The 15,111-nt window shown below is 55.0% G+C and carries 13 protein-coding genes and 1 tRNA gene; 6 read left to right on the forward strand and 8 right to left on the reverse strand.

All coding sequences use genetic code 11. The features are described 5' to 3' along the window. Positions 1 to 26: 26 nt before the first annotated feature. The 3 genes from lspA to H6G62_RS04255 all read right to left on the reverse strand — a co-directional run bounded on the left by lspA (position 27) and on the right by H6G62_RS04255 (position 1,862). Complete coding sequence (lspA, locus tag H6G62_RS04245; RefSeq protein ID WP_190492867.1) at positions 27 to 509, reverse strand: signal peptidase II; 483 nt, start codon at positions 507 to 509, stop codon at positions 27 to 29. A gap of 4 nt (positions 510 to 513) precedes the next feature. Then, entirely contained in the window at positions 514 to 1,113 is a 600-nt protein-coding gene (locus H6G62_RS04250) for a biotin transporter BioY (RefSeq protein ID WP_347239290.1), read from the reverse strand. Between the two features lie 221 nt (positions 1,114 to 1,334). Next, positions 1,335 to 1,862, reverse strand: coding sequence for a phosphoribosyltransferase family protein (locus tag H6G62_RS04255; protein WP_190492868.1), 528 nt, complete (start codon positions 1,860 to 1,862; stop codon positions 1,335 to 1,337). 199 nt (positions 1,863 to 2,061) lie between these two features. Between H6G62_RS04255 and H6G62_RS04260 the strand changes: the two genes are divergently transcribed. Next, on the forward strand, positions 2,062 to 3,492 hold the full coding sequence (locus H6G62_RS04260) for an MFS transporter (RefSeq protein WP_190492869.1): 1,431 nt from the start codon (positions 2,062 to 2,064) through the stop codon (positions 3,490 to 3,492). Between the two features lie 361 nt (positions 3,493 to 3,853). Here the strand turns inward: H6G62_RS04260 and H6G62_RS04265 are convergent. From H6G62_RS04265 to cofG, 4 genes are all read right to left on the reverse strand, one after another. Then, positions 3,854 to 3,926: transfer RNA gene (locus tag H6G62_RS04265), tRNA-Phe, on the reverse strand. A gap of 189 nt (positions 3,927 to 4,115) precedes the next feature. Then, entirely contained in the window at positions 4,116 to 4,562 is a 447-nt protein-coding gene (locus H6G62_RS04270; protein ID WP_190492870.1) for a PPC domain-containing protein, read from the reverse strand. 212 nt (positions 4,563 to 4,774) lie between these two features. After that, the gene (locus H6G62_RS04275) at positions 4,775 to 5,002 is read right to left on the reverse strand and encodes a hypothetical protein (RefSeq protein ID WP_190492871.1); all 228 of its coding nucleotides are present in this window, start codon (positions 5,000 to 5,002) and stop codon (positions 4,775 to 4,777) included. A 74-nt stretch (positions 5,003 to 5,076) separates the two neighbouring features. Further along, on the reverse strand, positions 5,077 to 6,126 hold the full coding sequence (cofG, locus tag H6G62_RS04280) for a 7,8-didemethyl-8-hydroxy-5-deazariboflavin synthase subunit CofG (protein WP_190492887.1): 1,050 nt from the start codon (positions 6,124 to 6,126) through the stop codon (positions 5,077 to 5,079). A gap of 132 nt (positions 6,127 to 6,258) precedes the next feature. On the opposite strand from cofG, the gene H6G62_RS04285 reads away from it, so the two are divergent. Further along, the gene (locus H6G62_RS04285; protein WP_190492872.1) at positions 6,259 to 8,421 is read left to right on the forward strand and encodes a Tex family protein; all 2,163 of its coding nucleotides are present in this window, start codon (positions 6,259 to 6,261) and stop codon (positions 8,419 to 8,421) included. A gap of 157 nt (positions 8,422 to 8,578) precedes the next feature. On the opposite strand, the gene H6G62_RS04290 is transcribed toward H6G62_RS04285, so the two are convergent. Beyond that, positions 8,579 to 9,760 carry an AI-2E family transporter gene (locus tag H6G62_RS04290; RefSeq protein WP_190492873.1) on the reverse strand — a complete coding sequence of 394 codons (1,182 nt, stop codon included), beginning with the start codon at positions 9,758 to 9,760 and terminating at the stop codon, positions 8,579 to 8,581. A 392-nt stretch (positions 9,761 to 10,152) separates the two neighbouring features. On the opposite strand from H6G62_RS04290, the gene H6G62_RS04295 reads away from it, so the two are divergent. The 4 genes from H6G62_RS04295 (at position 10,153) to H6G62_RS04310 (ending at position 14,731) form a co-directional block, all read left to right on the forward strand. Then, positions 10,153 to 11,142, forward strand: a complete 990-nt coding sequence (locus H6G62_RS04295; protein ID WP_190492874.1) for a DnaJ C-terminal domain-containing protein — start codon at positions 10,153 to 10,155, stop codon at positions 11,140 to 11,142. A 221-nt stretch (positions 11,143 to 11,363) separates the two neighbouring features. Next, the gene (gene hpsE, locus H6G62_RS04300; protein WP_190492875.1) at positions 11,364 to 12,317 is read left to right on the forward strand and encodes a hormogonium polysaccharide biosynthesis glycosyltransferase HpsE; all 954 of its coding nucleotides are present in this window, start codon (positions 11,364 to 11,366) and stop codon (positions 12,315 to 12,317) included. Between the two features lie 119 nt (positions 12,318 to 12,436). Next, positions 12,437 to 13,426, forward strand: coding sequence for a hormogonium polysaccharide biosynthesis glycosyltransferase HpsE (gene hpsE / locus H6G62_RS04305; protein ID WP_190492876.1), 990 nt, complete (start codon positions 12,437 to 12,439; stop codon positions 13,424 to 13,426). A 357-nt stretch (positions 13,427 to 13,783) separates the two neighbouring features. After that, a complete protein-coding gene (locus tag H6G62_RS04310; RefSeq protein WP_190492877.1) occupies positions 13,784 to 14,731 on the forward strand; it encodes a glycosyltransferase in 948 nt (315 codons plus the stop codon). Positions 14,732 to 15,111: the final 380 nt, after the last annotated feature.

A 15,111-nucleotide genomic window follows, 5' to 3' on the forward strand; every position in this document is an offset into this window, starting at 1 on the left:
GGAAACCTCTGGGATGGTGAGGGGAGTTAGCTATTTTCGGGGTGTTGGGCGGGTTGGCGCAGGGCGGCGATCAGCAGACAAATAATACCGATATTGATGCAGACATCGGCCATGTTGAAAATCGGGAAGCGAATCAGCCGGAAATCTAAAAAGTCCACCACTTCTCCGGCCAGCACTCGGTCAATGCCGTTACCCAGGGCTCCAGCCAGGATGAGCCCATAGCCCACCTGTTCCCAGCGGTTGGGTAGGCTCACTCCCCAGCCTAGGGCAATTAACCCAGCACTGACGGCCATGGATAGCCATTTCAACCATTCGCCGTTGTTGCTAAACAGACTAAAGGCGGCTCCGGTATTGGTGACGTAGGTGAAGTAAAACACCCCCGGCCACAGGGCCATGGAGTCCGGTGGGGTGGTGAGGTCAAAGGTTTGGGTGACCCAGTACTTGGTGAGTTGGTCGATCACCAGGCCCAGCCCCGCCGCTATCCAAAACCATCGATTGCGAAGTTGCATGGGCTTAATAAAAGAGCAATTGCCGTAGGGCCAAGGACAGCACCGACACCGCACAGACCACCACCAAGTGTCCTGGGAAGGGCAAGACGGAATAATTCATGACCAGTTCCCAGTAGGTTGCAGAAACCGTGCTTAGCCAGCCTAGCAGGGAAGCGAACGTGAGGTAAACCAGCCCACAGGCATGGATCACCCCTAGCCCGCAGAGGCTACTCACCGTGAGATTCTCTAGCTTGGGCGGATCTTGGAAGGCCAGATAGCCGCACAACCAGCCCGCTGGTAGAAAGCCTAGTAAATAGCCAAAACTGGGTTCTCGCACATAGCTAAGCCCGCCGCCCTGGGTGAACACCGGAAACTCGAACATCCGAAACAAAGCCAGCCCCAGCACCAGGTAGGCAATTTGGGAGAGCGCGGCGGCATTTTTGCCACCCACGCAGCCCGTCAGCAACACCGCCCCCACCTGAAAACTCACCCCTAGGGACATCAATTCCAATCCGGTTTGGCCCCAGGCCCAGGGCGGATTAACCGTAAACGCCTCCATCCAGGTGGCCACAATGGTGAGCACCAGGCCAATTAAAGCCCAGAGTAGTTCAAATGGCGCTAGCACCGAAGACGACTTCACCCCAAAACGAGTCCATGTATGGTAGCCCAGATTACCCTTACCGTGCCGCCCCTGATGAATCCAGAACGGCCACGAAGCTGGCACGGGACAAGGGGGCACGGGGCAGAACCGTGAACGGGATAGGCATTTCAGACATTCAGCCTATCAGGGTTTGCCGCCATCGGATCACCAATTCGCTGTTCCTGGCCAAACCCTAGGGGATGAGTCTAGGCCGACTCGGCGACGGTGGCATAGCTGGCCGCTAACTCCGCTGGGGTCATGGCTTCGTAGCGCTCAAAGGGCTGGTGAATCCAGGGGTTATCGGGCAAATATTCCACATAGTAGTCGGGCTTGACAAAGGAGACCGCCTTGTACCACAGTACCGCCGTGCGCATTTCTTCAATGCAGAAGCCGTATTTGGCATTTAGCCAAGCCAGGGAGCGATCTAGGCTATGGCCAGAATCCACTAGGTCATCCACCACCAGCACCCGGTTGCCCAGACCAGCGGTGGTCATACTGAGGTCGCGGGAGAAGGTGATGTGGCCTCGGGTGCGGCCATCGCTGCCCCCATAGGAGGCGGTGGAGAGAATGGCCAGGGGCACATCAAATAGGCGGCAGAGGGTATCACCCACCCGCAGCCCACCCTTGGCCAAGCAGACGATCTGGTTAAAGTCCCAGCCGGATTCGTAGATCTGAATCGCCAGTTTTTCAATATCGCGGTGGTAGTCGTCCCAACTTACGTAAAAGTCAGCCATGGCCGTCGTTTAGGAAATGTCGTTGATGTCAATCTGGCCAGCAAAGCGACCACGAACTAATGGGGAAATAATACACTGAGGGCGTTGTCTTAGGCCGTGGTCTTCCGACTGAGGTCTTCCTACCAAGGTCTTGATCCGAGACCGCCCGGTTCTCCCCGTCCGTTGACTCCGTCCGTTGCCCCCCATCGAGCATTGCCCTATGGATTCCGCTGCCCCTGGCCCCACGCCCAGCCCCCAACCTCCCCGTCCCTTTTCTCTGGCGGGCAAGTTAGCCTTTGGGGCCGGAGACATTGGCCCCGGCATGACCGCCAACCTGTTGGCCTTCTCATTTTTGATTTTTCTCACCACCACAGCGGGGCTAAGCCCAGTGGCGGCGGGGTCGGTGCTGGCCATTGGTCGAATTTGGGATGCCGTGAACGACCCCCTGATCGGCTACCTGAGCGACAACACCCGCAGCCGTTGGGGCCGCCGCTATCCCTGGATTGCCCTAGGAGCCTTGCCCTTTGGCCTAACGTTTTTTCTCACCTGGATTGTGCCGGGATTCCAAAGCGAGGGCGCGAAGTTTTGGTACTACGTGATTATGTCGCTACTGTTCCAGATCTTCTATACCGTGGTGAACCTGCCCTACACCACCCTCACCGCCGAACTCAGCAAAAACTATGACGAACGCACGGAACTCACCGCCTTCCGGTTGGGATCCTCGCTGACGGGGGCGATTTCTGCCCTAGCCTTGGGCTTGGTGATCTCCAACCTGATTCAGGAGCCTCGTCAGCAGTACCTCGTTTTAGCGGCGGTGTGTAGTGTGCTGTCGGTGCTGCCCCTGCTGTGGTGCGTGGTGGGCACCTATCCCTACGCCGTGGAGCGGGGAGCCTTGCAACCTGCCGATGACCCCAACGTCGCCGAAAACCTGCCCTTTCTTCAGCAAATCAAAATTGCCCTCAGCAACCGAGCCTTTTTGTTTGTGGTCGGCATTTACCTGTTTTCGTGGCTGGCCTTGCAAATGACCGCCAGCGTCATCCCCTTCTACACCACCTTTTGGATGGGCATGAAGTCCTACTTTTTGGCGGCGCTGTTGGTGCAGGGAACGGCCATCATCATGATGGTGGCGATCAACTGGATCAGCCGTCGCTACGGCAAACAGGAGGCTTTCTATGCAGGCATTGGCACCTGGATCATTGCCCAAATCGCCATCTTTTGGCTGGAACCGGGCCAGGTGGCGGCGCTGTACCTACTGTGCGTGGTGATTAGCTTTGGGGTGGCGGCGGCCTACGTGGTGCCCTGGGCCATGCTGCCTGATGTGATTGAACTGGACGAGTTGCAGACCGGACAACGGCGGGAGGGTATTTTCTACGCCTTCATGACCCTGCTGCAAAAGGTGGGCCTAGCCGGAGGGCTGCTGCTGGTGGGCTATGCCCTAGAACTGTCGGGCTTTGTTTCCCCAGGGGTGACCCAGGTTGCCGAAGAAGTCATCCAACCCCCCTCAGCCCTGCTGGCGATTCGGGTGTTCATTGGCCCGGTGCCCATGGTACTGCTGCTGGCGGCTCTGGTGCTGGCCTATTTCTACCCCATCACCCGCCAAAAACACGAAGAAATCCTACTGCAACTGGCCGAGCGCCACCGTAGCCAATAAATCTCTGCTTTGCATGGCTCCTAGCGTTGATCCCCCCTGCCCCCCCTTCCCAAGGCAGGGGGGGCATACCAGCGGGCGAGAAGACCTCGCCCCTAACGTTGGTTGGGACGGGAATCGGGGTTTTCCAACTCGGAGTTGGTATTCGCCAGCCAACGACACTGGCCGATTGAGAGTGCGTTACATGGGGTCAAGGATGTCACTATTGAGGAGGATGATCCGCCTCGACCCGGTGGCTATGTCCCGATCACCTGGAGTATTTTCGACCCCTTCGCCATTACCCTAGCCCGACGGCAAGGCTGGCGAACCGGACTCCAAGCCCTCAGAAATTGGGCTAATTGGATCTACTCAGAGCCTAGAATGATGCCAGGAGGCGGGCTTGAACCGCCGACACGAGGATTTTCAGTCCTCTGCTCTACCAACTGAGCTATCCCGGCTGGGCTGTTTTTCAGCGCTTACATACCATAGCAAGCCAGTGCCACCCCTGGCAAGATCGTTTTTGCAAAAACATGGATTTTTGCGGGAAGAGGGCTGGATGGAGGCGGAAAATCCCCGTGGGGCAACACGGGGCTGGGTGGCATGATGGCCTTTCGACCGGGTGGACGGTGGGAAAGAATGGCCGAGACCTAGGGCACTTCCCGCAGGCGAGCGACCTTGAGGTAGAAGGGACCTTCTCCCTGTCCGGCGTAGGCCCGAACACGGACGGTGTAGGTGCCGGATTGGGTGATGCGGGCAAACAGCAGGGAGTTAGTGGTGCCGTCGGGGCCGTCATCATTTTCGCTGATGGTGGAACCGTCTTCGCCAATGAGGGCAACCATGGTGTCAAAGGCATCGGACGTTACATCAATGGCGACTTGATCGCCAGCTTCGAGGCGCACGGTATAGTCTCTGGCAAAGCCGCCAAAGCCCGTAGGAATGTCGCGGTTGGAGAGATTATCGTTAATTTCCCGTGAGGCAGGTAGGGGAATAGGCGAATAGATCTGCTGGGCCTGGGCGCGTAGACCTGTTCCAGCAATCAGAAAAACGGTGGCCGGAAGCAACAGGCTTTGGCGCAAGAAAGAGGTAGCTCGCATGGCTTCAGGGTGTAAAGGAATGGAACTCTAGTAACCGTGGGGTAACAATGGGCGTATTCCCGTCGATAGCCGTTGCGATGTGCTTTACCGCAGGCCATCGATACAAGGTCGATATCAGGTCGAGTCCGTTGCTGCCCATTATGGCCTAGGTTTTGGGCAATTCTTGGAAAAATCCAGGTGTTTGTTAGATTTCGCGACAGAACACCAAGGAGCTAGGGTTTGGGGGCGTCGGGTTTGTAGTAGTCGTTCGCTTGGGGGGGCTGGTTGCCGCCGGATGGATTGATGCAGCCCGCCTTTTGCACGTATTGGCACACGCGGGCATAGAGGCGGGCACGGGTGCCGGGAGGGCCAGCGGAAAACAGAACGCGATCTCCACCCACTACACCGACCAAAATCTTGACGCCACAGACCGGACACGTTTGAGGATTGGGGCCAGCCATCACCGAACTCCTGTCAAGCAACACCAGGGGAAGCCATGACCACGGTGACGGGGGCCACGGTGACAGGGCTTGCCCTAAGGGTCATAGACTGACTGCACCATAGCAAGATCCGGGCTGGGCTGGATCGGGATCGGGGACAAATTTGGGAATTGAGCCTGGGGCTGGGACTGGGACTGGATCCGTTGCCGCCAGTGTTTTACGAGGGCTTGCAGGGGGGGCGAGAGCCAATCGTCGTACTGGGGGTAGACGGGCAACCGGGGGCGCAAAACCCAGCCTGCGGAGCCAATCACCCCTTGCAGGCCATCGGCGGTGGGGTGGTCGTAGTCGGGGTTGACTTCATCGATGGGGCTGAGGCCACCCAAATCGCGCACCCCAGCGGCAAGGCAGGCCAGTAGATCGGTATGACTGACGAGATTGGGGGGAATTTGCAGGGTGATGTCGGATGGCAAAAGCTGGCTGGCCAAGGTCACGGCCCTGAGTAAGGCAGATCCCATCAGGGCTTGCCCTTGAATGGACTGGCGCTGTCCGGGACGGTGGGGTTGCAGAATCACCTCCTGGATGTGACCGTAGCGCTGGTGTAGGGCGGCAATGGCCCCTAGGGAATCGGCCCAGTCGGCCTCGGTTTCCCCTAGGCCCAGCAGCAGCCCCGTGGTGAAGGGAATGCCCAGTTCTCCGGCCCAGGCTAATTGTTGTAGGCGCACCTCCGGGCGTTTGCTGGGGGCGTGGCGATGCACCGTCTTCAGCAGTTTGGGGGTGACTTGTTCTACCATTAGCCCCATGGAGACATTCACCCGCCCCAACTGGGCCATTTCTTCGCGGAGGAGGGGGCCAGCATTGGTGTGAGGCAGCAGTCCGGCCTCTAGGGCCAGTTCACAAATGTGGTCAATGTGGCGAAACCAGGCGGCTCGGCGAGGGCTATGGGGAGCCACTTCGCCGCTGAGCACCAAGACCTCCGCTACCCCACGCCGATGCAGTTGGGGCAGCAAGGCTTGCACCCTGTCCAACGCTAACCAGGGAGACGCCCCCGGATCTTGTCGAAAGTTGCAGTAGGTGCAGCGGTTAAAACACTCGTAGGTGGGCACCAGGGTATGGGCAGGGCTGTAGGTAATCGGGGTGATGTCCATGGCAAAGGAGGGCGCGGGGGCCAGGATGGTAAAGCCCACTATCTGCCTCGTATCCTAACCTGCCTCTGCTAGCCTGATCGGAGTGGACTGGTTCTATAGTTGATCTGTTTCAGCTACTCAGCCAAGCCAACCATGACCCCTGTGGCACCGTCTCCGGCCTCGATCATTGCCAACGAACTGAACCTGCGCGACGCCCAAGTAAACGCGGCTCTGGCCCTGTTTGCTGAAGGGGCGACGGTGCCCTTTGTGGCCCGTTACCGCAAGGAGCGCACCGGGAACTTGGACGAGATACAGCTTCGGCAAATTGCGGAACGGTTCGATTATTTAACCGAGTTGGAAGACCGACGCCAAACGGTGCTGGCGGAAATTGACTCTCAAGGTAAGCTCACCCCCGATCTGAGGGTCGCCATTCTCGCCTGTCAGCAAAAGACCGAACTAGAGGATCTCTACCTGCCCTATCGTCCCAAGCGGCGCACCCGTGCCACCATGGCCAAGGAAAAGGGCTTAGAACCACTGGCCCAGCAGATTGAGGCCAGCAACCAATCGGGGCAGCGCATCCAGCTAACCCAGGTTGCCCAGGGGTTTGTCAACGCCGAAAAGGGAGTGGCTACGGTGGAGGAGGCTTTGCAAGGGGCGGCAGATATTTTGGCGGAACAGGTGGCGGAACGGGCGGATCTGCGTCGCTATGTGCGCGATCAACTGCTGAAGCAGGGGCAAATCACCGCCAGCGTTAAAAAAGATCATCCCGAAGGCAGCACCAAATACGAAATGTATCGGGCCTATCAAACTCCGGTGCGGTCGATGGCCTCCCACAACCTGCTGGCCCTGCTGCGGGGCGAACGGGAGGGGGTGCTGAAGGTGAGCTTGGACATCGACGTTGATTCCCTGTTGCAGACCATCGCCAAACGCACGGTCAAAACCTCGGTGCCGGATCTGCGCCAGTTTTACAGTGCGCTGATCCAAGACGCCTACAGCCGCCTGATGAAGCCGTCCCTCACCAGCGAAGTGATGGCCGAGAAAAAAGCCTGGGCCGATGAGGTGTCCATCCAAACCTTTGAGGCGAATTTGAAAAACCTGCTGCTGTCGCCCCCGGCGGGGATGAAGCCGACCTTGGGCGTGGATCCGGGCTTTCGCACGGGCTGCAAGGTGGCGGCGGTGGATGGCACGGGCAAGTTTTTGGAGTACCAGGCGATTTTTCCGCACCAGTCGGCCCAGCAACGGCAGCGGGCGGCAGAAACCCTGGCCGCGATGATTCGCCAACACCACATCGAACTGATCGCCATTGGCAACGGCACCGCCAGCCGCGAAACCGATGCCTTTGTGGGGGAAGTCCTAAAAACCCTGAGCAATCCGCCTGTGAAAGTTTTCGTCAACGAATCCGGGGCTTCCATCTATTCTGCCAGCGAGGTGGCGGCGGCGGAATTCCCTGACCTAGACCTAACCGTGCGGGGGGCGATCAGCATTGCCCGACGGCTGCAAGATCCCCTGGCGGAACTGGTGAAAATTGACCCCAAATCCATCGGCGTGGGGCAATATCAACACGATGTCGATCAAAAGCGGCTGAAGCAAAAGCTAGATGACACCATCGAAAGTTGCGTGAATTATGTCGGGGTAGACCTGAATATGGCCTCCCGTGAGTTGTTGACCTATGTTTCGGGCATTACCCCAGCAGTGGCGAATAATATTGTGGACTACCGCAATACTAACGGCGCATTTCAGTCTCGTAAGGACTTACTGAAGGTCAAAAAACTTGGCCCCAAAGCCTTTGAACAGGCGGCGGGATTTCTGCGGATTCGCAACGGCAAAAATCCCCTTGACAATACCGCTGTTCACCCCGAAAGCTATGCCATTGTCGATAGGATTGCCGCTGATTTAGCCATTCCTCTGGCTCAGATTCCCCAAGCTACAGATCGTCTAAAGCGGCTCGATATTCGCCAATACACCACTGAAACTGCTGGAGAACTCACCCTAAACGATATTCTGCAAGAGTTAGAAAAACCCGGACGCGACCCCCGTGACCAGTTCACCTACGCCCGCTTTCAGGAAGGCATTAACGAAATCACCGATCTGAAGCCAGGGATGACCCTAGAAGGCACCGTCACCAACGTCACCAACTTTGGCGCGTTTGTAGATGTGGGGGTTCACCAAGACGGGCTGGTGCATATTTCCCAACTGGCCAACCGCTTTGTTAGCGACCCCAACGACATCGTAAAAGTCGGCCAAGTGGTCAAAGTACGGGTGATGGAAGTAGACACCAAACTGAAACGCATTGGCCTATCCATGAAACAAGTCTAGCCCTCGGTCAGAGGGTCAGGAGACCTGCCCCCTACATAAAACCAATGCGGTAGGGGCGCGGTTGTCGCGCCCGATGCAGAATCCTTGGTCAGCCAACCCGATTCGTCAGAGGGTCAGGAGATCTGACCCCTACATAAACCCAAGGCTGAGTCCTCCCCTACTCTGGCCGATCATTGGTGGCGACGGGAGGCATTTCGGTGGCCACCAATACCCGTTCGGCCTCGTCTTGGCGATGGCTGCGGAGGGCATCGAGGGCTTCTTTGAACACGACAGCGGCGGGGACGGCCACAATTACCCCCAACAGACCGCCCACCCTGGCCCCCGATAAAATGGCGATGAACACCCAAAAGGGATTCAGCCCCGTAACGCTACCCAGCACCCTAGGGGCGAGGCCATTTTCCACCACCTGCTGTACAATCACCGAGCCGATCAGCATGGGGATGGCGATTTTGATATCGCGCAGGGCCACGAGCAGGGTGGTTAGCACCACGCCCACGGTGCCGCCGAAGGGGATCAGCGCCAACAGCCCCACCGTTAGCCCAAACAGGGAGCCAAAGGGCACATTCAGCAGGCTATAGATCACCGTCAGGGCGGCACCGAGGCAGCTCGCGACGATCAACTGGCCCAGAAAATAGTTGCGAAAGCTGGAGCGCAGGGTAGTGGAAAAGGGGCGCTGGATGGGGGTGGGCAGCAGTCCTACCAGGCTTCCCCACACTTCTTCGCCATGCTGCAACAGGTAAAAGGTGAGCACCACCGTCAGCACCACATCCAGCAGCTTGTTGGCGGTGAAGAAGGCGACATTGAGGGTCAGGTTCAGGGCTTCCCCAGCAATGGACTGGATCTCCCGTCGCAGCCGATCCGTGGTTTGGGTAATTAGGCCATCCAGGTTGACAGGCCAGCCCCATTCCGCGAACTTACTGTCCAGCATCATGAGCTGCACCTTGCCCGAATCAAACCATTCCGGCAAGCGACCGATCAGTTGTTGGCCTTGATCCACCACAAAGGGCACCACCGTCAGCGCTAGGGCCGCAAACCCCACCAAGGCAAACACCAGCACCAAAATGGCGGATAGACCTCGTTTGAGGCCCGCCCGCTCTAGGCTGGCCATGGGATAACTGAGCAAAAAGGCCAGCAGCGACGCGATCAGCACCGTCACCGCAATGGATCGGAAATAGCCAAAAATAACAGAAATGGCCCAGATATTAAGCACCAGCAACGGCGTGGACAGCATCACCGCCGCCGATTGGGCAACGGGGTTAAGCTGACTCCACCAGCGGGTTAACCAACTCCGGGTTTCGGAGGGCTGGGCGGTGACAGTGGGGGAATCCGTCTGAATCATGGGGGCAACGCAGAGGGCGATCAAGGGGTTGCAGACCTATCCTACGCTTAGAATCTGGTAAAGCCAAGGACAATCGGCCCAGGACAATCGACCCAGGCCATCCCGGATCCCTACCGCCGTCGTCTGGGAAACCGAACCTGCCCTAGACGCTAGGTTTGTTACGCTTGAGCTAAGGTAATGGGCTACCCTTAGCCCTACGGTTTTTAGTCGCGCTTGGGAAGCATGGTTTTGAGGCAGGGGTGTCAAGCCTTGGTTCAATCCCGGTTTGGCCGATGGTTTGACGACCCTTCAGACGACCCTTCAACCGTGCGTTTTCATGGGGTTGTGACGGCGTTTCGTTGGGCAATGGCAGCCTGATTTAGGCAGTTTATTTGGTAGTTAGGAGGACAATTATGGCGGCTACTGGCTTTAAAGATTACTACGCCGTGTTGGGGGTCGGTAGAACCGCTGGTGTGGATGAGATTAAGCAGTCCTTTCGGAAACTGGCCCGCAAGTACCACCCCGATGTGAATCCGGGCGACAAGAACGCCGAGGCTCGCTTCAAGGAAGTGAGCGAAGCCTACGAGGTGCTGTCTGACCCCGACAAGCGCAAAAAATACGACCAATTTGGCCAGTATTGGCAGCAGGCGGAACGGGCTGGGGCCGGGGCGGGCTATGGCACACCGGGCGACTTTGGCGGCTTTGACTTCAGTAACTACGGCAGTTTCGATGAATTTATTAATGAACTGCTAGGTCGTTTCGGTAACTCAGCGGCGGGTGGCCCCCGTGCTCGCGGCTATTCCTACGGTGCCCCCAGCGGGTTTGGTGGGCCTGGGGCCGGGTTTGACCCCACCATGGCCGCCCAATCCTTCGACCAAGAGGCCAACATCAACCTCACCTTCAGCGAAGCCTTCCACGGCACCCAAAAACGCCTCCGCATCGGCAACGACGAGGTGGAAGTCCGCATTCCCCCAGGGGCCAAGCAGGGCAGCAAAGTGCGGCTCAAGGGCAAGGGCCAGATGAACCCCTACAGCAAACAGCGGGGCGATGTGTACCTGGTGGTGCAGCTTGCGCCCCATGCCCTGTTTAAGATTGAGGGCGATAATCTGGTTTGCGACCTGCCCATCACCCCCGATGAGGCCGTCCTGGGCGGCAAAATTGATGTGCCCACCCCCGATGGCCCTGTCACCATGAACCTGCCCGCTGGAGTAAAATCTGGCCAAACCCTACGGCTGCGCGGCAAAGGCTGGCCCAGCCCCAAGGGTAGCCGGGGGGATCTGCTGATTACCGTGGTGATCACGCCGCCCACCAAACTCAGCGACGACCTGCGCCAACTCTACGAAAAAATTCGCGACCTGCGCCCAGACAACCCTCGCCAAGCCCTGACAAACACACGTCTGTAGTGCTGTAGATACCGGACTAGACGGATAGCCCATCCGCAGCAGACACCCTCAACTTCCAGGCCCAGCACCCGTGGAGGCAAGATCTCCTCGCCCGCTCATGCCGAGGACAAAGACGCTGGATTTCCGATTCCTGTTGACAAGGGCTGTTAGGATTTAGGGAAGACGTTTTGTCACGGGTGAGAGACCGCCATGGTAATTTCTCAGCCGTTTGGATATCAACCATGCTCCAGCTAACTGTAGCGATTCCCACCTACAACGGCGCAGATCGATTACCAGATGTGCTAGATCGATTGCGACACCAAACGGAAACGGAACGTATCCGTTGGGAAGTGCTGGTGGTCGATAATAATAGCTCCGATGGCACAGCCGTCGTGGTACAAAGGTTTCAAGAAAACTGGCCATCAGACGTTGTCTTGCGGTACGTTGTCGAAACCCAGCAGGGCGCAGCCTTTGCCAGAAAACGAGCCATATCCGAATCTCAATCCGAACTAGTTGGCTTCTTAGATGACGACAACGTTCCTGAATTAACCTGGGTTGCAGAGGCTGTTAGATTTTCCCAAGACTATCCCAGGGCCGGAGCCTATGGTAGCCAAATTCATGCCGTATTTGAGGTAGAACCTCCCCCCAGCTTTAATCGGATCAAGCCTTACTTTGCCATTACAGAACTTGGCGAAAGTCCGAGACTTTACCACGCTAAAAATAACCTTTTACCGTCATCAGCAGGGCTCGTTGTTCGACGAGAAGTGTGGCAAAACTTTGTGCCCGATCACTGTATTTTGAGCGGCAGAGTAGAAGGCAGTATGTTAACGGGAGAAGATTTAGAAGCATTATCCCATATCCAGCGTAAGTCAGACTGGGAGATTTGGTACAATCCACGCATGAAGATTGACCACAAAATACCTCGAAAACGTTTAGAAATTGACTACTTAATACCGTTTTTTCGAGGTATTGGCTTAAGTCGCTATGTCACCCGCACCGCAGGAGTGAACCCCATCCTAAAACCGGGTTTAACGATAGCCCATTTAGGTAATGACTTGCGAAAGCTATCGCTTCATATGTTTCGCCATGGTTTACCACCCAAAGACGACACATCTGCCTGTGAGCGAGCCCTTTTGATTGGAAGCTTGAACAGCTTCTTTTACCTTTGGAATAAAGGTTACTTAAGCAAAAAATAAAAGCATCAAAAAGACACATCTCGATTATTTTTCTGAACCACTTTTTTGGCAATTGAGTAAAAATCTTCTGTGGATTCATCAAGAAAATCTCTTTTCAGTTCAACATAGGATGGCTATCAATGAGCCAGGATTTATTTTCTATTACGGTCGCCATTCCTACCTATAATGGGGCTCAGCGTTTACCCAAAGTATTAGAGGCTCTGCGTTATCAACGCCACACTGAAGGCATTACCTGGGATGTCGTGGTGATTGACAACAATAGTTCTGATACAACCGACCAAGTGGTTCGCTCCTATCAAGAGAACTGGGAAGAACCTGATTCCCTCACCTACTATCTTGAACCTCATCAAGGGGCAGCCTTTGCTAGGGAACGGGCCATCAAGGCAGCAAAGGGGAACTATGTTGCTTTCTTGGATGATGACAATATTCCAGCACCAGACTGGATTTTCTCGATTCATCGCTTCAGCCAGGATTATCCCCACATCGGTGCATTTAGTGGGCAGATTCACGGTGACTATGAGGTAGAGCCTCCTGAGAACTTTCAAAAAATCGCGGCATTTCTGGCCATTCGTGAACATGGCCCACACCCTTTTCGCTTTAACCCAGATAATCTGAACTTGCCGCCCAGTGCGGGATTGGTGGTTCGCAAACAAGCCTGGAATGATGCAGTACCCAGCCAACCCAAATTAAAGGGACGCCTAGGCCAAAGTATGATAGGGGGAGAAGATTATGAGGTATTACTGCATCTTCATCAGGCTGGTTGGGAGATTTGGTACAATCCGCAGATGCACATCAACCACTGCATTCCTCGACACCGACTAGAGCGAGAGTATTTACTCGGCTTGGCTAGGGGAGTGGGTTTAGCCACCTGCCAGCTACGGATGATCAATGCGAGACCTGTAGACAAACCCGTGATTTTAGTCAGAACGATTCTAGGAAACGGTCGTCGCATTGTCCGACATCAATGGAAGCATAGAAAACAGCTCAAGCATGAGTTAGTCTCAGCCTTTGAACTAGAATTTTATCGCGGTAGCATGATGAGCCCTATGATTTGGGTTCGCAACGCCTGGAGCACTAGATTCCCGTCTTCAGAAAGACCGAAAAAATAAACAAAACTTTATCCTTTTAGCACCCAAACGATAGTTCCACAATGACCAGTTTAGTCAATGTCAAAATAAAACCAGAATTCACGCGATACTGGAGCCAGTAAAGTGGATTTTTAACATGATTTTAATCGCAACTTTTAATTTCCTGAAGAAGAATCTTAGCCTCCAAAGAAACATTTGTTGGTAGTCCTATTTCGTACAGGCTAGAGAATAATCAGGCGACCCTAGAGACCTTACGGCAGTAGATTGCTGTTTTTGGCTGTTTTTTCTCTGACCCGTAGATTAATGCACTACCCATTTGTTCAAGTTGAAGATGTTAGACATTACAAGCGATTCACAAGTGTAAAAGTAGGGGCATCTATGGCAATTATCTCAGTTATTATTCCAGCTTACAATGCTGAGAAGACCATTAAAGAAACGCTTGAATCTGCTTTGAACCAAAGTTTTAGGGATCTAGAAGTTATTGTCATTGATGACGGATCTACGGACAAGACGGCAGAGATAGTTTCTGGCCTAGAAGATAACCGAATTCGTTTTTTCTCCTATCCTAATTCTGGTGCGCAAATTAGTCGAAATCGAGGTATTGAAAAATCAACAGGTGACTATCTTTCCTTCCTAGATGCAGATGATTTATGGACGCCGGACAAGTTAGAAGCCCAGTATTTCGCTTTACAAGAGCATTCAGATTGCGCTGTTGCCTACAGCTGGACAACATTTATTGATGAAAACGGCAATCCATTGCCGGGAGGACAACGATTTAGGTTCCAAGGACAGGTTTATGAGCAGCTTCTACTGGGAGATTTTATTGGCAGTGGTTCTAATCCCTTAATCCGCAAGGAAGCTTTATTAGCTGTAGGGACGTTTGACGAGGCTATTTTAGGCGGTCAAGACTGGGAGATGTGGCTCAGGCTAGCCTCCCAATACTCTTTTACGGTAGTCCCTAGGAATCAGGTTCTCTATCGCAAATCCAGTACCTCCTGGTCTTCTAATATAGAACGCCAGGAACGGGGATACAAACAAGTGATCGACAAATGTTTGTCAACTGCGCCAGAGCAACTTCAGAAGCGACGCAATGAAATCATCGGGAATCGCTATCGGCTGCTGACCTTTGATGTTTTAGGTCGTGGTATTCATCGAAAGTCATGTTGGATGGCAGCCCGTTATTTGTGGACGGCTGTCAGATATCAGCCTAGGTTTCTCAAGGATAAAGTCACCTGGGTTGTCATGGTCAAAATTATCCTTGGGTTGGTGCTGCCTGGATCAGCAGCCAAGGTGGTATTAGATCAAGCTAAGCATCTGAACCGCTAAGGTGAAACTTCTTTCTATCGGCTGGCGGTACCAAGGTTCCTGAGTGGTGCAAAAAAGGTCTGAAAGGGTTGCTGTGAACGGGATCGCCAATAATACAAATCCGAGTTAGGAAACCCTGATCCTAAGCTCGACTTTATCCATTTGATCCAAAAAGGAAAGCAGCAAGCAGAATTCAGATGAGGGTCTGAGGAGCTTGCTGCGATGGAATTTATGTCGATGATGATAGCGTTTGCGCCGCTGTTTTCCCATCGGGTGTGGCCCCAGGCCCTGACCCTGGTGATGGGAGCGCTGTTGGCTCCTGGGAAACGCACGGTGAGCCAAGTGCTGCGGGTGATGGGGCTAGCCAATGACCCCCAATTTCAGCGTTATCATCGAGTGCT

The organism is Phormidium sp. FACHB-1136, assembly GCF_014697375.1.
Taxonomy (GTDB): Bacteria; Cyanobacteriota; Cyanobacteriia; order Phormidesmidales; family Phormidesmidaceae; genus Nodosilinea.